The organism is Micromonospora sp. NPDC049107 (genome assembly GCF_040648595.1).
Classification (GTDB): Bacteria; Actinomycetota; Actinomycetes; order Mycobacteriales; family Micromonosporaceae; genus Micromonospora.
The window spans coordinates 424,832-447,061 of record NZ_JBEZEC010000001.1 but is presented as its reverse complement, the minus strand read 5'-3'; the positions used below and the strand labels follow the sequence as shown (position 1 = coordinate 447,061).

Below are 22,230 nucleotides of genomic sequence, written 5' to 3'. Positions count from 1 at the left end.
CGCTCGGGCCGCTGACCGGTCCAGGCTTGGTGGGCCCGGTTGCGTCCCGATGACATCCGCATCAAGCGTGGGTTACACCGAGGGCTCTCCGGCTCCGCCGAGCAGCCAGGTGTCCTTCGACCCACCTCCCCGCGACGAGTTGACGATCATGCTGCCGGCCGGCGCGACCCGGGTCAGGGCCACCGGCGCCACCTCCGCAGTCTCGCCGAGGAACACGAAGGCCCGCAGGTCAACGTGGCGAGGCGCGAGCGCCGTACCGTCGAAGACCGGGTGGGTGGTGAGCGTGACCATCTCCTGGGCGATCCACCGGTGTGGGGCGGCGAGGATCTGCTCCCGGACAGCGTCCAGCTCCTCGGCCTCGGCGCGCGGGCCGATCACCACCCGGTCGCCGCCGTACCCGTCGACCGGCTTGAGCACCAGCTCGCCGAGCCGGCCCAGCACCTCGGCGCGCTGCTCGGGCACCCCGCACAGGTACGTCGGCACGTCGCCGAGCAGCGCCTTCTCCCCGAGGTAGTACTCGATCAGCCGGGGCACGTACGCGTACAGCGCCTTGTCGTCCCCGACGCCGTTGCCGAGCGCGTTGGCCAGCGTGAGCCGCCCGGCGTGCACCGCCGCGAGCAGCGGCCAGCCCAGCGGCACCCCGTCCGCGCCCGGGGCGTGCAGCAGGGCCTCCTCGTCCATCCGCAGGTAGATCACGTCCACCGGGCTGCGGTGGCCCTCGGTGACCATGTGCACCCGGCCGTCCTGGACCAGCAGGTCACCGCTCTCGGTCAGCGGCACGCCCATCTCGTCGGCGAGCAGCCGGTGCTCGAACCAGGCCGGGTCACCCGGGCCGCTGCTGAGCACCACCACGGCGGGGTCGTCGGCGGCGGCCGGCGCGGCGGCGACCAGCGCCCGGCGCAGCATCGCCGGCGTCTCGTCGGCGGGCAGCAGGTCGGCGGGCACCGGCAGCTCGGGCAGCACCGCCTGGGTGAGCCGGCGGTTCTGCACGGCGTAGCCGATGCCCGAGGGCACCCGCAGGTTGTCCTCCAGTACGTACCAGCCGCCGTCGGGGTCGCGCACGAGATCAGTTCCGGACACCTGGGCGCGCGTGCCGTGTCGGCCCATGAGCGCGCCGGTCGGGCGCAGCCCCGGCGAGGACTCCACCACCCAGGCCGGTACGACACCGTCGGCCACCACCGCCCGGTCGGCGTAGACGTCGCGCAGGAACGCGTCGAGCGCGCGGGCGCGCTGCACCAGGCCGGCGCGCAGCGTCCGCCAGTCGTCGGCGGGCACCACCCGGGGCACCAGGTCCACCGGGAAGAGGCGGGTGCTGGCCTCGCCGGCCACGCTGAAGGTCACGCCCCGGGCGCGTTGCTCCTCGTCCCGGTCGTGCTCGCGGTGGCGCAGGCCGACGGCCCCGAGGGCGCGCAGGGCGGTGAGCAGCGGACGGTACGCGGGTGTCGGCCCGGCCGGGCCGAAGACCTCGTCGCCGGCGTCCGCGTACGTGGACAGCGCGGGCGGGGGCGTCGCACCGGGCAGGGGGGCGCGCACCCGACCCCGGGTCTCGTCGAGCAGCAGGTCGACCACGTCGGCCAGCCGGCCCCGCCGCTCGTAGGCCCGTCGCTGTCGGGCGGCGGAACTGCCCCGGTCGAGGGCGTACCGGGTCAGCTCGCGGACCTGCTCCCAGTCGCCGGTCGCCTCCAACTGGGGGCGCAGGTCGGCCACGAGGCGGCGGACCGCCTCGGCGGCGGGCACCGGCCGCGCCGAGCGGGGCAGGTCGAGCAGGTCGCCTTCGAGGCCGGAGCGGGCGGCCCGCCACACGGCGGCGCGCAGCACCGGCGGCCGGACGGCGGTGCGCTCGACACCGGCGCGCAGGGCGGCCACCTCCCGCCGCACGAGCGCCCGGAACAGGCCGGTGAGCAGGACGATCGTCTCGACGTCGGCGTTGGCGTCGGTGATGCGCAGCTCGACGGTGGGCACGTGCGCCGACGGCCGGACGTCGAAGTAGATCATGGCGGGGTCGGTGATGGTCTCGGACGAGATCAGCTCGGCGACCAGGGCCTCGTGGTCGGCCGCGCTGGTCACCTCGCCCGGGTCGCCGGCCGTGGGCCAGCGCTGCCAGACCAGCGAGCGGACGCTGGCGTAGCCGCTGTCCTGGCCCATCCAGTACGGCGAGCTGGTAGAGAGGGCGAGCAGCACCGGCAGCCACGGCTGGACGCGACGGGTGACGGGCACCGCCAGGTCCCGGTCGGAGACGCCCACGTGCACCTGCGCGCCGCAGATCAACTGCTCGCGGGCGAGCAACTGGTACTCGTCGACCATCCGCCGGTACCGCGAGGTGGGGGTGACGCTCGGGTCGCCGTCGGCGCGCAGCGGCACCGTACCGGCCGCCACGATGCCCAGCCCGGCCCGGTCGGCGACCTGGATCGCCGACTGCCGCAGCCGGGTCAGCTCGGCGCGGATCTCGTCCAGGGTGCGGCAGACGGCGGTGTTGGTCTCCACCACGCTGCGGTGCAGTTCGGCGGTGAACGACGTGGCCGGCAGCCGGTCGAGCAGTTCGCCGGCCCGGGGCACCAGCTCCCGGGTGTGCAGGTCGACGACGTGGAACTCCTCCTCCACGCCGAGGGTGGCGAGGTCCGCCGGGTCGTCGTGACCCGGTGGGGCCGGAGCCGGACGGGACGCGGGCACGGCTCGTCCGTTGCCGGACCGGCCCACCGGCCCGTCGAACGTTGCCGCGTTCGTGGTGTTGTCGACCATGGTCACCCCGGTTCGCGTGTCGGTGGTCTCGACTGTCCGACGAGCGTTCCCAGGCTTGGTACCGAGGGTGTTTCCGGCACGTTAAGGTGACGCGCTGTTCCGCCTCGTGGTCACCGGTCCTCTGATCACCTTCGGACACCGAGCCGCAAGCCTCAGGTGCCGCCCCGGCGAAGGCCGCGGGTGGGTGATCGACACGTGATCGCCGATGTCGGGGCATCCCACTGGCTCGGATACCCCGACATCGGCGATCTGGAGTCGATCAAGCGCGCGGCGAGGTCACCTCATGTTGGCCACCACGAACGGCGCGTGACCGTGCAGGTAGTTGTTCCATCCGCCGGTCACCGGCGCGCCGGGGCTGAGCAGGTTGGTGGTGTCGGTGCCGACGTCGAGCTTCCAGGCGGTCCAGGAGATGCCGTTCGCCCTCATCCAGTCGATCCAGGACTGCGCCTCCGGCAGGCAGGCGCGACCGTCGAGGCCGCCGTCGGCGTTGCTGGCCCCCCACTCGGTGACGAACAGCGCCAGACCGGCCCGGATCGCCGCGTCGCCCTTGGCGCGCAGCGACGCGCCGTGGGTGCAGGAGTAGAAGTGCAATGTGTACATGAGGTTGGTGCCGGAGAGCGGGCTGGCCGCCGCGGCGTCCACGTCCTGCGACCACGTCGGCGTGCCGAGCACCACGATGTTGTCCGGGTCGGCGGCGCGGATCGCGGAGACGACCGCCTGGTGGTACGGCTTGATGACGCCGGTCCAGCTGAACTGCAACGGCTCGTTCCACGTCTCCCAGATGACGTTGGGCAGGTGGCCGTAGCGGCGTGCCAGGTCACCGAAGAACGCCACCGCCTGGGACTGGTTGTTCTGCGCCTCGTGGGCGTGCCAGTCGACGATCACGTAGACCCCGGCGCTGACGGCGTTGTTGATGATGGTCTCCACCTGCGCCCGCGCCCTGCCCGGATCGCTCAGGTACGCCCCGGCCGGCTCGACGCCCATCGCCGCGCGGATCACCTGGAGGTTCCAGTTGTCCCGCATCCAGCGCAGCGCGGACAGGTTCTCGGCGTAGGGAGCGGTCTCCCAGTTGAGCCACATGCTGCTGACGCCGCGCAGCTGCACCCGCGCGCCGGACCTGTCGCACATCGTCGTGCCGCAGACCCGGAGCTGCCCGTACCGCTCGACCGGCGTACCGGCGGTCGGCGGCGGGGTGGTGGGCGGCGGGGTGGTGGGCGGTGGGGTGGTGGGCGGTGGGGTCGTGGGTGGCGGAGTGGTCGGCGGTGGCGTGGTGGGCGGCGTTCCGCCGGAGCAGGAGACGCCGTTGCCGTTGATGGTGCAGTTCACCGGGGTGCCGGTGCCGTCGACGAGGAAGCCGAACGACGTCGACGCGCCAGCGCCCAGGGTGCCGTTCCACGACACGTTGCTGAAGGTGTAGTGGCTGCCGGCGGTCACCTGCTGGGCGTTCCACGACTGGCTGATGCGCGACCCGGCCGGTAGGTCGAACTCGACCCGCCAGCCGCTGATCGGCGCGGAGGTGTCGTTGGTGACCGTGACCTGGCCCTGATAGCCACTGCCCCAGCTGTTGGTCACGGAGAACGCGGCTGTCGCCGCGCTGGCCGGCGTGGCGATCGTCGCCACCGCGCCGGCGAGCAGGCCGGCGACGGCCAGCGACGTGACAAGTCTCAGTGTGCGCATGCGGAACCCGCTTCGGATCGACGGTGATGGTCTGCGGCGGGGCGGCGCCTTCGCGCACAATATCGATGGCCGACGATTCCATGCAAGCCGGGTCAGTCGGCTCAGCGCCGCCGGCCCCAGCGACGTGAACCGGCCCCGCCCCGCGACCCACCCTTCTCCCGGGCCAACATCTCGGCCGCGACCCGCAACTTCTGGGCCGGCTCGGCGGCGGCCGGGCCCAGCGTCTCGACGAACCGGTTGCCCATCGACAGCACGATGGCCGCCCGGTCCAGGTCACCGATCAGGACCAGACACTGGGCGTACACCCCGTAGGTGTTGGCCATCTCCCAGAACGACAGTGGACGCGCCATGTCCAGCAGACCCTGTCGCAGCTCACAGGCCCGCGACGCCGCCAGCGCCGCCTCCTGGGCGCCCTCGGTCGGCGACGGCCGGGTGAGGTGCCGATGCAGCAGCGCGACCGCCTGGTTGTGGTAGGCCGTCCCCATCGCCTCCCGGGTCCGCGGCCCGGCGGACGGGGGCGACCCGGCGGAGGTCAGACCCGTCGTCACGGCACGCTCCAACAGGTCCCGTCGGGTGGCGGGCTGACCAGCGGCGAACGAGACCTCGGCCAGATCGACGAGCGCGGTGATCAGTTCAGCCAGGGCCTCGTCCCGGGGCGTGGCGAGCACGCTCGCAAACTCGGCCGCCACGGCGTCGTACACCCGCTCGAAGACGACGACCGCCTCACCGCCGGGCGCCATCGCGTCGGCGGCCCGGCCCCGCGCGGACAGCAGCATGCTGTGTCGCCACAGCGCCCGGGCCAACTGCTGCTGGTCCTCCCGCGCGGCCCGGCCCGGCCCCCGCACGGCCTCCCGGTACGCCTCGATCACCCGGCTCCAGAGCCGGTCGGCTTCCGCCCACGTCTCCTGTCGCGTCGAGCGCTCCCGCGCCTGCTCGAACAACCGTCGTCGCTCGTCCGGCCCCATGCCACACACCGCCCTTCGTGGTAGCCCCAGCCCACGCCGCACGGAACAGTGAGCCCTGTCGATTCTAGGCCGGACCGATGACCACCACCCGCGCGGTCGCGTCGACCGCTGACCGCCCGGGATATCGCCGCCACCTCGAGCAGCGCGCTGCCGCGCCTCGGGGCCGGCCCGCGCGGGCCGGCCCCGACGCGGTCAGGCCGCCGGCCGTACGCGGTAGGCGAGGTGCGTGACGCCGTCGCCCTCGACGACGCGGAAGGGACCGTCGAGCTGAGTGGTGCGATCTTCAGGTCGGCGAAGAACGGGACGCCGGCACCGAGCACGACCGGGACCAGGTCGACGTGCACCTCGTCGAGCAGGCCAGCCCCGACGACCTGGGCCGCGATGGTGCCGCCGTTGACCCCTACCTCCTTGTCACCGGCGAGCGCCTTCGCGCGGTCGATGGCGCTGGCGACGCCGTCGGTGACGAAGACGAAGGAGTCGTTCTCCGGTGCCCAGCCCTCCGGCACGGTGTGCGTGACGACCACGACGGGCACGTCCATCGGGTGCCGGCCACCCCACCCGCCGGTCATGTCGAACAGCCTCCGGCCGACGACCAGCGCTCCGGTCCGCTGGTTGAGGTCCCGCAGGTGCTGGGCGCTCGCGGCGGACGTCCGGAACGTCATCTCGGGGTGGGCGGTCGGCGTCTCGACGTCACCGCTGCCGTACCACTGGAAGAGGTGCTCGAAGCCGCCGTGGGAGGCGTCCGCGATGTAGCCGTCCAACGACATCGTCGCCCCGGTCGTCACCTTCGTCATCGGTCCACTCCTTGGTCGCTGCGGTGTCAGCCCGCCGGTGGGACCGGTCGTGTCCGGCCCTCATCCTGTGGTCGAAGCAGGCGGTGCCGTTCTCGACACAGCCGCCGAATTCCGTGTCGAGGTGGGACCGCCCGCCGGTCAGCCACGGCGAGCGGTCAGCCGGCGGCGCGGCTCACCGGCTCGTGGCGGCGTCCAACGGTTTGGAGCAGAGCACGTCCGGCTGGGGCAGGTAGCCCAGCGCCTGCCAGAACCGCAGCGCCGCCGTGTCCTGCGGAAGGACCAGCAGGTTCACCCGTGGACACCCCAACGCCGCGAACCGCTCCTCCAGCTCCACGACCAGCGTGGTGGCGATACCCCGGGCGGCGACACGCCGGGTCCACGGCCAGTCGCAGGATCATGCCCCGTCGGCCGTCGTACGTGCCGAGCACGACTCCGGCGACGGCGCGGTCCACCTCGGCGACCAGGAACAGCTCCGGGTCCCGGGCCAGTTTGGCGGTCAGTTCGGCACGCGGCAGCACGTCCCGGCCCGCCGCTCTCCAGAGCGCCGCGACGCGGTCCTAGTCGGGCCAGTCGAACTCGCGGATGCGCACCACGCGACAGTAGTGAGCGCCGCCACCGTGCCGGGCGGCAGGCCGCGGTCGTAGCGTAGGGGTCATGCGAACCACCACGCTGGGCAGTGCGGGGCCCGAGGTCGGCGTCATCGGTCTCGGGTGCATGGGCATGAGCCACGGATACGACATCACCGGCCCTCGCGACGACGACACTTCGATCTCCGTGATCCGGCAGGCGCTGGATCTGGGCGCCACGCTGATCGACACGTCCGATGTGTACGGGCCGTACACCAACGAGGAGCTGGTCGGGCGGGCACTGGCGGACGGCCACCGGGAACGGGCCGTCCTGGCGACGAAGGTCGGACTGGTCGCGACGCCGCCGGCCGACGGTTCCAGCAAACTACCCACGATCGGCAGGAACGGCCGGCCGGAGCACATCCGCGCGGCGATCGACGACAGCCTGCGTCGCCTCGGCACCGACCACGTCGACCTCTACCAACTGCACCGCGTCGACCCCGAGGTGCCCATCGAGGAGTCCTGGGGCGCGATGGCGGAGGTCGTCGCGGCGGGCAAGGCGCGACAGATCGGCCTGTCGGAGGTGACGGCGACCGAGATCGCGCGGGCCCAGGCGGTGCATCCGGTGGCGTCGGTGCAGTCCGAGCTGTCGTTGTGGACGCGGGATCCGCTGGCCGAGGTGCTGCCGTACTGCGTCGAGCAGGGCATCGCCTTCCTGCCGTTCTCTCCGCTGGGCCGGGGTTTCCTCGCCGGACGGTTCGCCTCGTTCGACGACCTGCCGGCGGACGACTTCCGACGAGGCCTGCCGCGCTTCCAGCAGGAGGCGCTGCGCGCCAACCTCGCCATCGTCGCCCGGGTCCGGGAGGTCGCCGAACGGGCCGGCGTCAGCCCCGCGCAGGTCGCGCTCGCGTGGGTCGTCGCCCAGGGCGACCGGGTCATCCCGATCCCCGGCACCAAGACCCCGACCTACCTGGTGGACAACTGCGCGGCCGGCGACGTGCGGCTCGGCGCGGAGGAACTCGCCGACCTGGACGCCCTGCCCGCCCCCGAGGGCGGACGGTACTGACCAACCGGCGGCCCGGTGTCACTCAGCCGGGCCGCCGGAGCCCGACGGGCGGCCCGAATCGCACGCCGACGCCGGGCGAGTAGAGCACGCTGACCGGCGGCCCGACCGGCGCCGGCAGGCCCGCCGCGGCGACCAGCTCGTCATCCAGGCGCAGCAGCTCCGCCCGGTACAACGGCCAGCGGGGATGCCAGTTCGGCAGGTGCCGCGTGCGACCGTACGCCCGGGTGTGCAGCCCCCAGCGGGCGGTGAGGAAGTGTTCGACTCCGGTCGGATCGGCGATGCGCTCCCCCACCCGGACCTCCATCCGGCTCGCTGTGCCCGCCGGACCGGGCCAGCGTCGCCGGCACCGGTAGGTGAGTCGGTCGCCGTCGCGGTCCAGCCGCATCGAGGACCAGAGGTACGGCAGACGCAGCGTCGCCCGCGCGACGAGCACCGGCACCAGGCGGGACGCGTCGAGCGACCGGAACACGACGGCACGCCGGCCGGTGTCGTCCACCGAGTAGAGCCGGACGTTCGTCTCGGCGAAGGTGCCGAGGTACGGCACGCCCGGCCCACGACCGAAGCCCAGCCCGACCATCCGGAAGCCGATCAGCCCGACGTAGCTGACCCCGCCGATGGTGTCCGGCGCGGTGCCGGCGGGCAGCAGGGGCGCGACGACCTCCGGCGCGACGGCCCAGTGCAGGAAGGTGAGGTCCTCCCAGCGCTGACGCAGGAGCGCCCAGCGGAACGCCTGCCGGGGCGCGCCGTCGACCGGTTCGATGTCCACGCTCCCATCCTGGCCCAGGCGTGCGCACCGCCACACGGCGTGCCGGCCGCAGATCGGCGACCCCGGAACACCGGTGGCCGCCGGCCGCCGACAACGGCCGCACCGTCCTCGCGCCGGTCCGCCGTACGCTTGAAGAGCAGACGTGTTCAGAACAGGTGTTTCGGGGAGGAACCGGGCATGACGCTGGGTGACGCCGAACTGGTGACGCTCGCGCAGGCGGGCGACGCGGGCGCGCTCGGCGTGCTGCTGACCCGCCACGAGGCGGGCATGCGGGCGGTCGCGATGAGCCTGCTCGGCTACGGACCGGATGCCGAGGACGCCGTGCAGGACGCGATGGTGACGGCGCTGCGGCGCGTCGGCGAGATCCGTGACTCGGCAGCTGTCGGGCCGTGGCTGCGCACGGTCGTCCGCAACAACGCCCGGATGACACTGCGCGCGCCGCGTCCGACGCCGGTCGCCGATCCGGAGTGGTTCGCCCACCCCGCCACCGATCCCACCCCGGAGGAGTCCCTGGACTCCGGCGCGCTGCGCGACTGGGTGTGGCACGCCATCGGCGAGTTGTCCGAGCCCGACCGCCTGGTCACCATGCTGCGCTACTTCAGCGACGCCTCCTCGTACGACCAGATCGCGGCCGTGTGCGGCGTGCCGGTCGGCACCGTCCGCAGCCGCCTCAGCCACGCCCGGCGGGCCCTCGCCGGCGGCCTGCGCGCGGCGGCGACCTCGGCCCACGCCGACGTCCGCGCGGCCGGCGACGCGCGGTGGCGCGAGGGCGTCGACATGATCGCCACGGCGATGCGGGGCGACTTCGACCAGGTGGTCCACGACACCTGGTGGCCGGAGGCTCAGATGATCGTTCCCGGTGGGCCACGCGGCGGGCCCGAGCTGGCGCTGCGTGGCATGACCAGCGACCTGAACGCCGGGGTACGACAACGGCTGCGCAGCGTCGCGGCCAGCGGCGACGTGCTCATCTGGGAGACCGACCTGATCAGCCCGCCGGACAACCCGGACCACTGCCCGCCGGCGGCGCTGTGGTTGCAGGTGCTGCGCGAGGGGCGGGTGCGTCAGCTCACGCTGTTCCACCCCGTTCCGGCGCGGCTCTGAGAAAACTTTTCCCGCCGAGCGAACTTTCCCGACGACCCGCGCATCTGGTCGGTGTCCAGCCACCAGTTGCCGTCGCGGCACACGCCGCACGGGTCACGAATCGGGAGACAGTTCATGGGTTCCACCCACCACGACACCGGCGCGCTCGCGCCCGGCGCCCACTCGTTCACCGTCGACGGGGTGCGGCAGGTCTACCACGTCGCCGGCACCGGCCCGGTCTGTGTGGCGCACTCGGGCGGCCCCGGCATCGAGTGGTCCTACCTGCGGACGCCGAGCCTCGAAGAGCACTACACGATGGTGTACGTCGAGCCGGTCGGCACCGGCGCGTCGGGACGACTCGACAGTGCCGACGACTACCGGATGGACACCTATGTCCGTTTCCTGGACGCGGTCGTCGCGCACCTCGGGGAGCCCCGGGTGTACCTGCTCGGGCACTCGTACGGCGGTTTCGTCATCCAGCGCTACGCCCTGGAGCACCCGGACCGGGTGGCCGGGCTCATCCTGTACGACACCTCACCGCTCACCGGCGCCGACTTCTGGGCCGAGGCGATGACCAACCTCGCCGCCTACCCGCAGCGGCACCCGGACCGGCCGGAGGCGGCGGAGATCCCGGCCGCTCTCCAACGGGCCCTCAGCGCCACCGACGACGAGACGCTGAGCGCCGGTCTGGGCGCCGCGCTACCGGTCTACTTCGCGGACTTCTGGGCTCGGCAGGCCGAGTTCGCCCCGTTGCAGGCGGGTCTGCGGGCCTGGGCGGCGCCGGCCGGCGCGCAGGACCCGGTTCCCTTCGACGTACGCGACCGGCTCGGTGAGATCACCGCTCCGGCCGTGGTGGTCGTCGGGGCGCACGACTTCATCTGCGGCCCGCGCTACGCCGAGGAACTGCACGCCGGCCTGAAGGACTCGCGGCTGATCGTCCTGGAGCAAAGTGGGCATTTCGGTCACATCGAGCAGCCGGAGGAGTTCACCGCGGCCGTGGTGGAGCTGCTGAAGCGGTGATTGCCGCCGCCTCCCGAGGCCGGTTCGTCACAGCGGGCAGGCCTCGGGGGCCGGCCGTGTTGCACGGTCATAGGCTTGGCACTTCGCTGCGCCGTGACGAAGGAGAGATGCCGTGAGCCAGACGGATTCCGTCGACGAGTGGAACGTGGCCGAGGACGACGGGGTGCTGGACGCCTCCGACACCCTCGACGACGACCGGGTCGGCGACCCCCTCGACACCGGCATCGTCGCCGCGGACCACTGGACGGCGGCGAACCGGTTCGGCACCACCCCCGCCGAGGAGCGGGCGGGCGAGTCGTTGGATCAGTACCTCGCCCAGGAGGAGCCGGACGTCGACCCGTACGCCGAGGGTGGCGACGACGAGGACGAGCTGACCCGCCGGGGGTACGAGACCGAGGCGCGCGCGGGCCGTCTCGTCGAGTACGACGAGGGCGTCCGCGAGGACGACGAGGCCGACTCGGTGGCGTGGGACGCCGGGATCGACGCGGGTGGCGCGAGCGCCGAGGAGGCTGCGGTGCACGTGGTCGACGACCCGAACGGGCCGGGCGACGGTCCGCTGCGCTGACACCCCGCACACACCGCCGCGCTCGACACCGCAACGGGCGTCGAGCGCGGCGGGCGCGTCGGTCAGTGGATGACGACCGGCGTCTTCGGCAGGTCGGTCTGCTCGTCACCGAGCGGCTGCGCGGGCGTACGTCGGCGCGGCAGCAGGGCGGCCGGGATGAAGGTGGCCAGCACGAGCGCGAACCCCACCCAGAACGTGTGGGCGAACGACTTCGCGGCGAAGTCGAGACCGCGCTCGATGATCGAGGCGAGGGTCGAGGGGTCCACCGGCACCTGCGCGAGCACCTCCGGTCGTTGCTGGGAGGCGATGGCCAGCCCGGCCTCGGTGACCGGCTTGCCGCTGCTCTCGTCGACCAGGCCGGGGATCGGCCGGGAGCCGTTCAGCTCGTTGGTGAGGATCACCGACATCACGGCGGCGCCGACCGAGCCGCCGATCTGCTGCAGGATGTTGACGAGCGTCGAGCCGCGCGCGACCTCCTGCGCCTGCAACGTGCGCAGCGCCGACGTCATGATGGGCATCATCGTGCCGCCCATGCCCAGGCCCATCACGAACAGCGACCCACCGAGCAGCCAGTACGACGTCTGCGGGTCGACCTGGGTGAAGCCGAAGAACCCGACGACGATCAGGGCGAGCGCGAACGGGACGGTACGGCCGATGGGTACCCGGTCGGCGAGCGTTCCGGCGATCGGCATGGTGATCATCGCGCCGATGCCCTGCGGGGCCATCAGCAGGCCGGCGGCCAGCGTGGACTCACCGCGCACCTGCAGGAAGTAGCTCGGGAAGAGCAGGCCGGCGCCCATGAACGCGATGATGAACACGAACAGCGTGCCCGCCGCGATGGTGAGGTTGCGGTTGCGGAACAGCCGCAGGTCGAGCAGCGGGTGCCGGGGCTTGAAGGAGTAGAGCACGAAGGCCACCACCAGCGCGCCGCCGACCAGCATCGGGGCCCACACCTTGGTCGCGCTGAACGTGCCCGCCTCCGGCAGCGACGAGACGCCGTACAGGAAGAGCGCGAGACCCGGGGAGAGCATCAGCATGCCGAGGAAGTCGAAGGACTCCGACGGCTCGGGGGCGTCCTTCGGGAGCGCCATCTGCGCGTAGATCAGGGCGATGACACCGATCGGCAGGTTGATCAGGAAGATCCAGTGCCAGCTCGCCGTGTCGATCAGCCAGCCACCGAGGATCGGGCCACCGATCGGGCCGAGGAGCATCGGGATGCCGAGGACGGCCATCAACCGGCCGATCCGGTGCGGCCCGGCCGCCCGCGTCATGATCGTCATGCCGAGCGGCATGAGCATGCCGCCGCCGAGGCCCTGCAGGACGCGGAAGCCGATCAACTGGCCGATCGAGTCGGCGGTGGCGCAGAGCCCCGACCCGATCGTGAACAGGGCGAGCGCCACCATGTAGAGCCGCTTCGTACCGAACCGGTCGGCCGCCCACCCGCTGAGCGGGATCACCGTGGCCAGGGCCAGCGTGTAGCCCGTCATCGTCCAGGCCACCCGGGCGTAGGAGGCGTCGAACTCGGTCTGGAACGTGGGCAGCGCGACGCTGACCACCGTCACGTCGAGGATCGACATGATCGCGCCAAGGACGACGACACCCGCCACCTTGAGCACCGCGGCGTCGAGCTTGTCCGATGTCGCGACGGATTGCTGTGTCACTAACTCTCCTGAGGTCGGTTGATCCGGACCGATGGTGGGCGGTGGCGGCGATCGCCGCGCCGACCAGGCGCGGGACGCGACGTGCCGGGGCGACGACGCGCGGAGGCAGACTAACCGGGGACTGTGACGCTCTGCCGCCGGATTTCGTGACGGTCGTGTGGCGTAAACCGATCAGCCGTCCGATTGCAGCCAATCGGCGGAGTGGCCCGCAGCGTCGAGCAGCAAGCGCACGGCGCGGAACATCCCGCGCCGGCCCGTCTGTTGCACCCACCGTGCCGGTCCACCAGCCGGCGCCCACCCCGATCGGAGTCACCGTGAACCGCGCCCACCTCGCCAGCTTCCTGCGCAGCCGACGCGAGGCGCTGCGCCCCGAGGACGTGGGGTTGCCGCGCGGCCCGCGCCGACGCACCGGTGGGCTGCGGCGCGAGGAAGTCGCCGCGTTGAGCGGTATGTCCACTGACTACTACACGCGGTTGGAGCAGCAGCGCGGGCCGCACCCCTCCGAGCAGATGCTCGCCGCCCTGGCCCGCGGCCTACGCCTGTCCCTGGCCGAACGGGACCACCTGTTCCAGCTCGCCGGGCACGCCGTGCCCCACCGCGCGGTACGCGCCGACCACGTCAACCCCGGGATGACACGCATCCTCGACCGGCTGCACGACACCCCGGCCCTGGTGGTGAACCACCTCGGCGAGACCCTGGCGCAGACCGCACCGGCCGTCGCCCTACTCGGCGACGAGACCCGGCACACCGGTCTGGCGCGTAGCGCGCACCACCGCTGGTTCACCGACCCAACGGCGCGGGAGCGGCATCCGGCGCAGGATCACCCGGTGCTGAGCCGACTGTTCGTGGCGCACCTGCACGCGGCGTACACCCGGGATGGCGGTGGCTCTCGAGCCGCAGCGATCGTCGACGATCTGCTGGCCACGAGCGGGGAGTTCGCGCAGCTGTGGCGGGAGCATCCGGTGCCGGGCGGTCCCTGCCCACCGAAGCGCCTCCTGCACCCGGAGGTCGGCGCGTTGGAGTTGCACTGCCAGACGCTGGTGGATCCGGACCAGTCCCAGACCCTGCTGGTCCTCACGGCCGCGCCCGGCTCGGAGAGCGACGACAGGTTGCGCCTCCTCTCCGTCGTCGGCGGTCCGCTCGGCTGAGGGTCGACGCCGGTGGCGGCGGGCAATTGTGGTGAAGGCATTGATATCGATGCCTGCGACTGTAATGATTAACACACTTTACAGTTGTTTCCGCCGCCCCGGAAGGACCCCGCCATGGCGCGACGAACGGTTGGGCACCCGCCCCGCCGCACCAGGTTGGCCGCCGCGTTCGCCGCGGCCCTGCTCGCCGTACCGACCGGCCTGATCGTCGGCGTCTCCCCCGCGGCCGCCGCCGCCACGGGCGCCATCACCGGGTACGGCGGCAAATGCGTCGACGTGGCGGCCGCCAACCCGGCCAACTCCACCCCGGTGCAGCTCTACGCCTGCAACGGCTCGACGGCGCAGCAGTGGACCGTGGCCGACGACGGCACGATCAGAGCCCTGGGCAAGTGCCTCGACATCGCGGCCGCCAGCACCGCCAACGGTGCTCGCGTGCAGATCTACGACTGCAACGGCACCGGGGCGCAGCAGTGGTCGTCCAGCGCGGGGCAGCTGGTCAACCCGGCCTCGGGCAAGTGCCTCGACGCCACCGGCACCAGCTCCGCCGACGGCACGCCGCTACAGATCTGGAGCTGCACCGGCACCGCCAACCAACTCTGGACGCTGCCCACCGGCGGCACCACCCCACCGCCGTCGAGCGGCTTCACCCACCCCGGAGTGCTGGTCAGCAGGGGTCAGCTCGACTTCGTACGGGGGCGGGTGCAGGCGGGCGCACAGCCCTGGGCGGCGGCCTACAACCAGATGATGTCCAGCCGGTACGCCTCGCTGTCCCGCACCCCGGCGCCCCGCGCGGTCGTCGAGTGCGGCTCCTACTCCAACCCCAACAACGGCTGCACCGAAGAGCGCGAGGACGCGATCGCCGCGTACACCGACGCACTCGCCTGGTACCTCACCGGCGACTCCCGGTACGCCCAGAAGGCGATCCAGATCATGGACGCCTGGTCGGCGACGATCACCTCCCACACCGGCAGCAACGCGCCCCTGCAGACCGGTTGGGCGGCCTCGACCTGGCCCCGGGCCGCCGAGATCATCAAGTACACGTACAGCAGCTGGCCCAACGCCAACCGGTTCGCCACCATGCTGCGCACCGTCTACCTGCCGGTGGTCCGCAACGGCTCGAACAGCAACGGCAACTGGGAACTGACCATGATGGAGGCCGCCATCGGGATCGCCGTGCACCTGGACGACCGGACGGCCTACGACGCGGCGGTGACCCGCTTCCTCAACCGTGCCCGCGCGTTCATCTACCTGCCCAGTGACGGCGCGCTCCCGTACACCGTGCCCGGCAGCGGCCTGGACACCAGCGGCGAGATCATCGGCTACTGGCAGGGCCAGTCCACCTTCGTCGCCGGCCTCGCGCAGGAGACCTGCCGGGACTTCGTCCACACCGGATACGGCATCTCCGCCATCTCGCACGTCGCGGAGACCTCCCGCATCCAGCAGCGTGACCTGTATCCGCAGGTCGGTGAGCGGCTGCGGCAGGCCCTCGGCTTCCACTCGCGCTACCAACTCGGCGAGGCGGCGCCCTCCTGGCTGTGCGGCGGCACCCTCACCCGGGGCCTCGGCCCGATCACCGAGGTCGGTTTCAACGCGATGAGTAACCGGCTGGGCAACGTCATGACCAACACGCAGACCCTCACGCTGCAACAGCGTCCCGCCGGCAGCAACAACCTCTTCGTCGCCTGGGAGACGCTGACCCACGCCAGCAACCCCAACTGACCGCGCGGCGGGCCGGCGCCCACCCTGAACGCCGGCCCGCCCCCGCACCTATCCCTCGACGCCCAGCGCCGCCACCGGGCTGACCCGCGAGGCCCGCCGCGCCGGCAGCACCCCGGCCAACGCGGTCAGCGCGACGAGCGCCACGAAGAGCCCGACCAGGGGCAGCACCGGCAGCGTCAGCGGCGCGTTGAGCCCCAGCGCCCGCACCGCCAACCAGGCGTACGGGACGCCGAGCAGCAGACCGAAGGTCGCCCCGATCACCCCGTAGAGGCCGGACTCGACGGTCAGCATCGTGCGCAGCCCGGCCCGGGACAGGCCGACGGCGCGCAGCAGCCCGGACTCGCGTACCCGCTCCACGACCGACAGGGCGGTCGTCGACCCCACCCCGACCACGGCGATCAGCACGGTGAGACTGACCAGGCCGGCGGTGATCCAGACCAGCGCGGTCAGCACCGCGTCGTTGCGGTCCCGATCGTCGGCGAGCACGCTGATATACAGCCCGGGGGCGTCCCCGACCGCCTGCCGCAGCGCACGCGCCCCGGCGGTGCGGCCGTCCTCACCCGCGCGGGCGGCGTCGGCCAGCAGGCCGCTGTACGCCGTCGGCCCACCGATCCGGTCCAGGTCGGCACGGTCGGCGAGGATCCCCGCGTACAGGGGGCCACGGTCGGGCAGGACGGCCGCCACCCGCACGTCGACCGTCGACGCGGCGCGGCCGAGGGTGACCGTGTCGCCGGCCCGCAGCCCGGTGACGCTGGCGACCGCTTGACCGAGCACGATCCGGCCGGGTCCCCGGTCGGCGAGGCTGCCCTGCGCCACGGGCAGGTCGGCGAGGGTCGGCAGGGCCGACAGGTCCAGGTCGGTCGTCGAGTACCCGGCCTCGGTGTCGCCGAGGCGCGCACCGCCCCGCGACAGCGTGACGTCGTGGACCATCCGGTACGGCACGACCCGGGTCAGCGCTGCGCTGGCCGCCCGCGCCCGCCCCAGGACGGCGACCGGCAGGGCCGTACCCTCGGCGGAGGCCACCTCGAAGTCGGCCGGCGCGGAGAGGGCCATGTCGCGATCGGCGACCACCCGCATGGACGCGCCGCCGATGACCACGCCGGAGATCAGCGTCACGCCGAGCGCCACCACCACGGATACGGCCGCGGCGCGGCGCGGCGTTCCACCGATCCCGCCGACCGCCAACCGTCCGAGGGCGCCGAGCTGGCGCAGCGGCCAGCCCACGACCGCCAGCACCGGACGCACCAGCAGCGGCCCGAGGGCCACCAGGGCGAAGAACGCCAACGCGCCCGAGGCGACCAGCAGGAACAGACCGAGCGTCGGGTCGTACGACTCCGCGCCCGGCGTCGGCATGCGGCGCACCGCCGCGACGCCGGCCAGCAACGCGCCGAGGGCCAGCAGCGCCCCGGACACCAGGCGACCCGCTCCGATGCCCCGCCGGCCGGCGGTGACGCTGGCCGCGCGCAACGCCTCCAGCGGCGAGACCCGAGCGGCGGAGAACGCCGGGGCGAGGACCGCCAGCACGGTGATCACGACCGCCCCGACCACCACCGCGACCGCCGGTGTCAGCGGCAGCCCCGGCGACGACACCACCGTGCCGAAGGCGCGCAGGACCGGCGGAAGCGCCTGCCCGACGGCCAGCGCGGCGGCCACCCCGACGACACCGGCGACCAACCCGGTCAGGGCACCCTCGGCGGTGAGCGCGCCCACCAACGCTCCCCGGCCCGCGCCGACCGCCCGCAGCAGCGCGAGGTGCTGCATCCGCTGGGCGAAGACGATGCGGAACGTGGAGGTGACCACCAGCGCCGCGGCGGCCACCGCGATCCCGACGAACATCCCGACCAGCGCGAACAGCCTGCCGACCTGCTCGGCCGCCGCGTCGGCCTCGGCGTCGCGTACCTCGGCGCCCGAGCGGACCGGCTGCTCGGCGGAGACCGCCGCGGCCAGGCGCTGGTGGACCGCCTGCGTCGCGCCCGGGGCCGCCCGCAGGTCGATCCGCTCCACGAAGGTCAGGTGACCCCACGCGGCCACGACGTCGTCCGGCGCGTAGGCGTTGGCGCCGTCGTCGACGGGGGTGTCGACCACTCCCGTGACGGTGAGCGGCGACTCGGCCGTGCGGTCGCCGCCCGTCCCGGTGGTCACCGTGCCGACCGTCAGCCCCAGCCGCTCGACGGTACGCGGACTCACCGCGATCTCGCCGGGCTGGTCGGGATAGCTGCCCTGGACCAGGCGCACCGTGGCCAGCGGGCCCCGGCCCGGATCCGCCTGGAGGTTGACGTATCCCCCGCCGACCGAGACACCGATGGTCACCCGGCCCACCGCCTCGACGACGCCGGGCACGGCGCGGACGTCCCGCAACGCCGTCAGGGCGGGCGGCCGCTCGGGGTCACCGACCACCAGGTCGGTGGCCGCCGGGGTGCCGCTGAGGGTGTCCCGGGCGGTCCGTTCGGTGATGTCCCGCGCCAACACGGTGCCGAAGACCACGAACGACGCGACGAGGATCGCGAGGCCGGTGAGAATCAGCCGGCCCGGCCGGCGGGCCGCGGCGATCACCTGGGTACGCAGCACGGTCGCCCTCATGCGGCCACCGCCAGGGCGCGCAGCGCGTCGGTGATCGAGCCCTGGTCCGGCTCGTGGATCTCGCCGGCGATCCGACCGTCGGCGAGCAGCACCACCCGGTCGGCGTACGCGGCGGCGATCGGGTCGTGGGTGACCATGACCACCGTCTGGCCCAGGTCGCGTACCGAGTCGCGCAGGATGGCGAGCACCTCCGCCCCGGTGCGGGAGTCGAGGTTGCCCGTCGGCTCGTCGGCGAAGACGACCTCGGGCCGCGACACCAGCGCCCGGGCCAGCGCCACCCGCTGCTGCTGGCCGCCCGAGAGCTCGCTGGGCCGGTGCCCGAGCCGCTGGCCGAGACCCAGCACGTCGACGAGGTGCGCGAACAGGTCACGGTCGGCGTCCCGGCCGGCGAGGTCCAGCGGCAGGGTGATGTTCTGCGCGGCGGTGAGCTGCGGCAGCAGGTTGAACGACTGGAACACGAAGCCGATCCGGTCGCGGCGGGCCCGGGTCAGCGTACGGTCCGACCGACCGGTCAGCTCCGTGCCGCCCAGCAGGACCCGCCCGGACGTGGGGGTGTCCAGCCCGGCCAGGCAGTGCATCAGCGTCGACTTGCCGGACCCGGACGAGCCCATGATCGCGGTGAACCCGGCCCGGCCGAAGGCGACCGAGACGTTGTCCAGGGCGCGGACGGCGGTTTCGCCGCTGCCGTACACCTTGACGAGGTCGACGGCCGCGACGGCCGCCTGCCCGGTCTGCGGTGGGGCGTGGGTTGTCATGGGTTCCTCCAGTGGTTGCGATGTGACCGCCGGAAGCCTCGCCCGCGCCGGGCGGCGGCCGCATCGGTCCCCGGTCGGGGAACGCGGCCGGGGGGTCTGTCTTTCGGCCGATCTGGGCCGGCCCTCCGCGTGGCTACGCTGGGTCACGATGAACGCGCCGATCTCCTCCACCTGGTGGGTACGCCTGGGTCAGCTCGCCGGTCTGACGGCGCTGGCCCTGCTCTGTGCCTTCGACCTGCGGTACGGCCTCGCCAGCGGGATGGGGGTGGTCGAAGCGCTGCGGGCCCTGCTCCAGGTGGGGTTGGCGGCGGCGACGGCGGTGGTCTGGCTGCCCGTGCACCGAACGGAATCCCGGGCGCTGCCGATCGCGGCGCTCGCGCTCGGTGTCGTCTCACTCACCGTCACCGCGGGCCTTCTGCTGCTCGGCAGGAGCGGGGCCTATCTGCTGGGTGGCACCTGGGGGCTGGCCGAGTCCGCCGGGATGATCGCGGTGGTGTTCGTGGTGACCCGCTTTGGCGCGGCCCGGTTCGCCCCCTGGGCGGCGGTGGTCGCCGCGCTCGCCGCCGCCGCGCTTCCGCTGCGCGCCGGCGCCGACCTGGTCTACGTGATCTTCGGGCTGCTCCAGGCGCTCGGCGCGGTCGGCGCCGCCGCCGCCGGGATCTACCTGCGCGTCGTCGCCAGCGGCCGGGAGCGGGCCATCGCGCTGGTACGCGCCGAGCAGCGCGCCGAGTTCGCCCGCGACCTGCACGACTTCATCGCCCATCACGTGACCGGCATCGTGGTGCAGGCGCAGGGCGCCCGGTTCGTCGCGGAACAGGACCCGCAACGGGTGATCGTCGCCCTGGAGCAGATCGAGCGGGCCGGCGCCGAGACGATGGCCTCGATGCGGCGGATGGTCGGCGTGCTGCGCAATCCGCACGCCCCGCCGGACGCGCCGCTGGCCCCGCTGGCCGGTGTGGCCGATCTCGCGCCGCTGCTGGAGGGCCACAACGGCACGACCAACGCGCCGGCCCGACTGTACGTCGACGGTCCGCTCGACGGGCTGCCGGTGGAGGTCTCCACCTCGGCGTACCGGGTGGTGATGGAGGGGCTGACCAACGCCCGCCAACACGCGTCGGACGCCCGGTCGGTGGCGGTGTCCGTGCGCCGTACGCCGGACTGGCTGCTGGTCCGGGTCGCCAACGACGGCGCGGGCCCACGCACGACGCCGGCCCGGGGGCACGGCTTCGGCCTGGTCGGTCTCACCGAGCGGGTACGCGCCCTGGACGGCACGGTCACCGCCGGACCGGGCGTCTCCGGCGGCTGGGTGCTCGACGCCGCGTTTCCCCTGCGCGCGGCGGTGACCCGATGATCCGGGTGCTGATCGCCGACGACCAGGCGATGGTCCGCACCGGTTTCGGCATGATCATCGGGGCGCAGCCGGACATGGCGGTGGTCGGTGAGGCCGCCGACGGGATCGCGGCCGTCGAGATGACCCGTCGGCTCCGTCCGGACGTGGTGCTGCTGGACATCCGGATGCCCCGCCTCGACGGCCTGGAGGCGCTCCGGCTGCTCGCCGGGCCGGGCGTCAAGGACCCGGTGCGGGTGGTCGTGGTGACGACCTTCGACCTCGACGAGTACGTGCACACCGCGCTGTCCCACGGCGCGTGCGGCTTCCTGCTCAAGGACTCCGGGCCAACGCTGCTCGTCGAGGCGGTCCGCGCCGCCGTCTCCGGTGACGCGCTGATCAGCCCGTCCATCACCGTACGACTGCTGCAGCACCTCAGCTCGCCCACCGCGCCGCGCGACGACGGGGGCCTGTCCCCACGGGAACTCGACGTCGTGAAGCTCGTCGCCCGGGGCCTGACCAACGCCGAGATCGCCGGCCAACTCTTCATCGCCGTCGGGACGGTCAAGACACACCTGGCCAGCGTTCAGGCGAAGCTGCCGGCCCGCAACCGCGTCGAGATCGCCGCCTGGGCCTGGGAACGCCGCCTGGTCAGCTAGACGGGGCATCCTCGCGCCGCCCACTGCCCTAAAATCGACGGCAGTGAATCGCCGGCCCGCTGCGGACAACCGGAGGCGAGGGATTCATCGTGCACCCAATCCGAACACGGCCCCGATCACGGGCCACCACCCTGGCCGTCGCCGCGCTGGCGGCCGCAGCGGTCGCGCTGGGCCCGAGTCCGGCGTACGCCGCCGACGACACCGAGCGCCCTACCGCCCCCGGCCCGATCACGGTCACCGCCATCGACACCACCTCGGTGGAGCTGACCTGGACCGCGTCGACCGACAACGTGGGCGTGGTCGGCTACGCGGTCTCGGCGCTGTTCGAGGACACCGGCCGGGCGTACTCGACCGACACCACCACCATCCGCATCACCGACCTGCGCCCGTCCCGGACGTACACCCTCAGCGTCGCGGGGCTGGACGCGGCGGGCAACCGGTCGGTGTCCAACCCGACGCTGCGGTTGACCATGCCACCGGGTGACACCGAGCCGCCGAGCACGCCGGGCCAGCCGGTCGCGTACGACGTCGCGGCGACCCTGGTGTGGCTGCGGTGGACCCCGTCGACCGACAACGTCGTGCTCGACCGGTACGAGGTGTACCGGGTCGACGCCAGCGGTCAACTGACCCTGGTCAGGGAGTTGTACCAGTTCCCGCCGAGTCCCACCATGACCCAGGTCAGCGGGTTGACGCCGAACACGACGTACACCTTCGTGGTGCGCGCCCGCGACGAGGCGGGCAACTGGTCGGCGCTGTCGTCGCCGGTCACCGTGACCACCCTGCCGCCCCCGCCGAGCTGCGCGGTCCGCACGGTCGCCCGGCAGGGGCCGGACGGCTTCGTGGCGTACCTCGCCGTCGAGAACACCGGTACGACGGCGGTGAACGGCTGGACGATGACCTGGCGGTTCTGGGCCAGCCAGCAGGTACGGGCCCTCTGGGGCGCGCAGGTCGTCGACCGGCCGAACAACAGCTACCTGCGGGTCCGCAACACCAGCCACAACGCGGTGATCAGGCCGGGCGGCACGGTGTCGCTGGGCATCGTCGCCACCGGCACTCAACTGCCGGAGGAGGTCACGCTCAACGGTGGCGTCTGCGTGGTGGCAGACGAGTAACGCTCGCGTCCGGGGTCTGGTGTCGACGGCG

18 protein-coding genes and 1 pseudogene are annotated in these 22,230 nt (G+C 73.0%); 9 read left to right on the top strand and 10 right to left on the bottom strand.

Translation table 11 applies throughout. From position 1 onward, the window contains the following. Positions 1-72: 72 nt before the first annotated feature. The 6 genes and pseudogenes from AB0B55_RS01815 to AB0B55_RS01790 form a co-directional block, all read right to left on the bottom strand. Complete coding sequence (locus tag AB0B55_RS01815; protein WP_357170550.1) at positions 73-2,739, bottom strand: carboxylate--amine ligase/circularly permuted type 2 ATP-grasp protein; 2,667 nt, start codon at positions 2,737-2,739, stop codon at positions 73-75. Positions 2,740-3,015: 276 nt separating this feature from the next. Continuing rightward, positions 3,016-4,416, bottom strand: a complete 1,401-nt coding sequence (locus tag AB0B55_RS01810) for a cellulase family glycosylhydrolase (protein ID WP_357169479.1) — start codon at positions 4,414-4,416, stop codon at positions 3,016-3,018. 101 nt (positions 4,417-4,517) lie between these two features. Next, positions 4,518-5,285 (bottom strand): hypothetical protein, encoded by a 768-nt coding sequence (locus AB0B55_RS01805; protein WP_357169476.1) that lies wholly within the window; start codon positions 5,283-5,285, stop codon positions 4,518-4,520. Further along, positions 5,282-6,175 (bottom strand): dihydrofolate reductase family protein, encoded by an 894-nt coding sequence (locus AB0B55_RS01800; protein WP_357169473.1) that lies wholly within the window; start codon positions 6,173-6,175, stop codon positions 5,282-5,284. Before AB0B55_RS01800 ends, AB0B55_RS01805 begins: the two co-directional genes overlap by 4 nt. A gap of 172 nt (positions 6,176-6,347) precedes the next feature. Further along, positions 6,348-6,509 (bottom strand): hypothetical protein, encoded by a 162-nt coding sequence (locus AB0B55_RS01795; protein WP_357117547.1) that lies wholly within the window; start codon positions 6,507-6,509, stop codon positions 6,348-6,350. Between the two features lie 85 nt (positions 6,510-6,594). Next, positions 6,595-6,693: pseudogene (locus tag AB0B55_RS01790) on the bottom strand (GNAT family N-acetyltransferase); the annotation flags it as partial. A gap of 136 nt (positions 6,694-6,829) precedes the next feature. Between AB0B55_RS01790 and AB0B55_RS01785 the strand changes: the two are divergent. Continuing rightward, positions 6,830-7,807 carry an aldo/keto reductase gene (locus AB0B55_RS01785; protein ID WP_357117544.1) on the top strand — a complete coding sequence of 326 codons (978 nt, stop codon included), beginning with the start codon at positions 6,830-6,832 and terminating at the stop codon, positions 7,805-7,807. Between the two features lie 22 nt (positions 7,808-7,829). Here the strand turns inward: AB0B55_RS01785 and AB0B55_RS01780 are convergent, their stop codons facing one another. Beyond that, on the bottom strand, positions 7,830-8,573 hold the full coding sequence (locus AB0B55_RS01780; RefSeq protein WP_357169470.1) for a DUF2071 domain-containing protein: 744 nt from the start codon (positions 8,571-8,573) through the stop codon (positions 7,830-7,832). Between the two features lie 177 nt (positions 8,574-8,750). On the opposite strand from AB0B55_RS01780, the gene AB0B55_RS01775 reads away from it, so the two are divergent. The 3 genes from AB0B55_RS01775 to AB0B55_RS01765 all read left to right on the top strand — a co-directional run bounded on the left by AB0B55_RS01775 (position 8,751) and on the right by AB0B55_RS01765 (position 11,238). Beyond that, the gene (locus AB0B55_RS01775; RefSeq protein ID WP_357169467.1) at positions 8,751-9,674 is read left to right on the top strand and encodes a sigma-70 family RNA polymerase sigma factor; all 924 of its coding nucleotides are present in this window, start codon (positions 8,751-8,753) and stop codon (positions 9,672-9,674) included. A 114-nt stretch (positions 9,675-9,788) separates the two neighbouring features. Next, positions 9,789-10,673, top strand: coding sequence for an alpha/beta hydrolase (locus tag AB0B55_RS01770; RefSeq protein ID WP_357117535.1), 885 nt, complete (start codon positions 9,789-9,791; stop codon positions 10,671-10,673). A 112-nt stretch (positions 10,674-10,785) separates the two neighbouring features. Next, a complete protein-coding gene (locus AB0B55_RS01765) occupies positions 10,786-11,238 on the top strand; it encodes a DUF5709 domain-containing protein (protein WP_355049857.1) in 453 nt (150 codons plus the stop codon). 62 nt (positions 11,239-11,300) lie between these two features. Here AB0B55_RS01765 and AB0B55_RS01760 read toward each other — a convergent pair whose 3' ends face one another. Beyond that, positions 11,301-12,899 (bottom strand): DHA2 family efflux MFS transporter permease subunit, encoded by a 1,599-nt coding sequence (locus AB0B55_RS01760; protein ID WP_357117531.1) that lies wholly within the window; start codon positions 12,897-12,899, stop codon positions 11,301-11,303. Positions 12,900-13,213: 314 nt separating this feature from the next. Here AB0B55_RS01760 and AB0B55_RS01755 point away from each other — a divergent pair, with 314 nt between their 5' ends. Further along, positions 13,214-14,047: a helix-turn-helix transcriptional regulator gene (locus tag AB0B55_RS01755; protein ID WP_357169464.1), complete on the top strand. Its 834-nt coding sequence runs from the start codon at positions 13,214-13,216 to the stop codon at positions 14,045-14,047. 114 nt (positions 14,048-14,161) lie between these two features. Beyond that, positions 14,162-15,766, top strand: coding sequence for a ricin-type beta-trefoil lectin domain protein (locus AB0B55_RS01750; RefSeq protein ID WP_357169461.1), 1,605 nt, complete (start codon positions 14,162-14,164; stop codon positions 15,764-15,766). Positions 15,767-15,814: 48 nt separating this feature from the next. Here the strand turns inward: AB0B55_RS01750 and AB0B55_RS01745 are convergent, their stop codons facing one another. Both AB0B55_RS01745 and AB0B55_RS01740 read right to left on the bottom strand, forming a co-directional pair. Continuing rightward, positions 15,815-18,346 (bottom strand): FtsX-like permease family protein, encoded by a 2,532-nt coding sequence (locus AB0B55_RS01745; RefSeq protein WP_357169458.1) that lies wholly within the window; start codon positions 18,344-18,346, stop codon positions 15,815-15,817. Further along, on the bottom strand, positions 18,343-19,101 hold the full coding sequence (locus AB0B55_RS01740) for an ABC transporter ATP-binding protein (protein ID WP_357169455.1): 759 nt from the start codon (positions 19,099-19,101) through the stop codon (positions 18,343-18,345). Before AB0B55_RS01740 ends, AB0B55_RS01745 begins: the two co-directional genes overlap by 4 nt. 148 nt (positions 19,102-19,249) lie before the next feature. On the opposite strand from AB0B55_RS01740, the gene AB0B55_RS01735 reads away from it, so the two are divergent. The 3 genes from AB0B55_RS01735 (at position 19,250) to AB0B55_RS01725 (ending at position 22,199) form a co-directional block, all read left to right on the top strand. Continuing rightward, positions 19,250-20,452, top strand: coding sequence for a histidine kinase (locus AB0B55_RS01735; protein ID WP_357117515.1), 1,203 nt, complete (start codon positions 19,250-19,252; stop codon positions 20,450-20,452). Then, positions 20,449-21,087, top strand: a complete 639-nt coding sequence (locus AB0B55_RS01730; RefSeq protein ID WP_357169451.1) for a response regulator transcription factor — start codon at positions 20,449-20,451, stop codon at positions 21,085-21,087. The genes AB0B55_RS01735 and AB0B55_RS01730 overlap by 4 nt, the downstream gene beginning before the upstream one ends. Positions 21,088-21,176: 89 nt before the next feature. Beyond that, a complete protein-coding gene (locus tag AB0B55_RS01725; protein ID WP_357117508.1) occupies positions 21,177-22,199 on the top strand; it encodes a fibronectin type III domain-containing protein in 1,023 nt (340 codons plus the stop codon). The last annotated feature ends 31 nt before the right edge of the window (positions 22,200-22,230 follow it).

Coding starts and splice junctions, on each gene's coding strand:
- AB0B55_RS01815 (WP_357170550.1), bottom strand. CDS start 2,739: ATGGTCGACAACACCACGAACGCGGCAACGTTCGACGGGCCGGTGGGC.
- AB0B55_RS01810 (WP_357169479.1), bottom strand. CDS start 4,416: ATGCGCACACTGAGACTTGTCACGTCGCTGGCCGTCGCCGGCCTGCTC.
- AB0B55_RS01800 (WP_357169473.1), bottom strand. CDS start 6,175: ATGACGAAGGTGACGACCGGGGCGACGATGTCGTTGGACGGCTACATC.
- AB0B55_RS01785 (WP_357117544.1), top strand. CDS start 6,830: ATGCGAACCACCACGCTGGGCAGTGCGGGGCCCGAGGTCGGCGTCATC.
- AB0B55_RS01775 (WP_357169467.1), top strand. CDS start 8,751: ATGACGCTGGGTGACGCCGAACTGGTGACGCTCGCGCAGGCGGGCGAC.
- AB0B55_RS01770 (WP_357117535.1), top strand. CDS start 9,789: ATGGGTTCCACCCACCACGACACCGGCGCGCTCGCGCCCGGCGCCCAC.
- AB0B55_RS01750 (WP_357169461.1), top strand. CDS start 14,162: ATGGCGCGACGAACGGTTGGGCACCCGCCCCGCCGCACCAGGTTGGCC.
- AB0B55_RS01745 (WP_357169458.1), bottom strand. CDS start 18,346: ATGAGGGCGACCGTGCTGCGTACCCAGGTGATCGCCGCGGCCCGCCGG.
- AB0B55_RS01740 (WP_357169455.1), bottom strand. CDS start 19,101: ATGACAACCCACGCCCCACCGCAGACCGGGCAGGCGGCCGTCGCGGCC.
- AB0B55_RS01735 (WP_357117515.1), top strand. CDS start 19,250: ATGAACGCGCCGATCTCCTCCACCTGGTGGGTACGCCTGGGTCAGCTC.
- AB0B55_RS01730 (WP_357169451.1), top strand. CDS start 20,449: ATGATCCGGGTGCTGATCGCCGACGACCAGGCGATGGTCCGCACCGGT.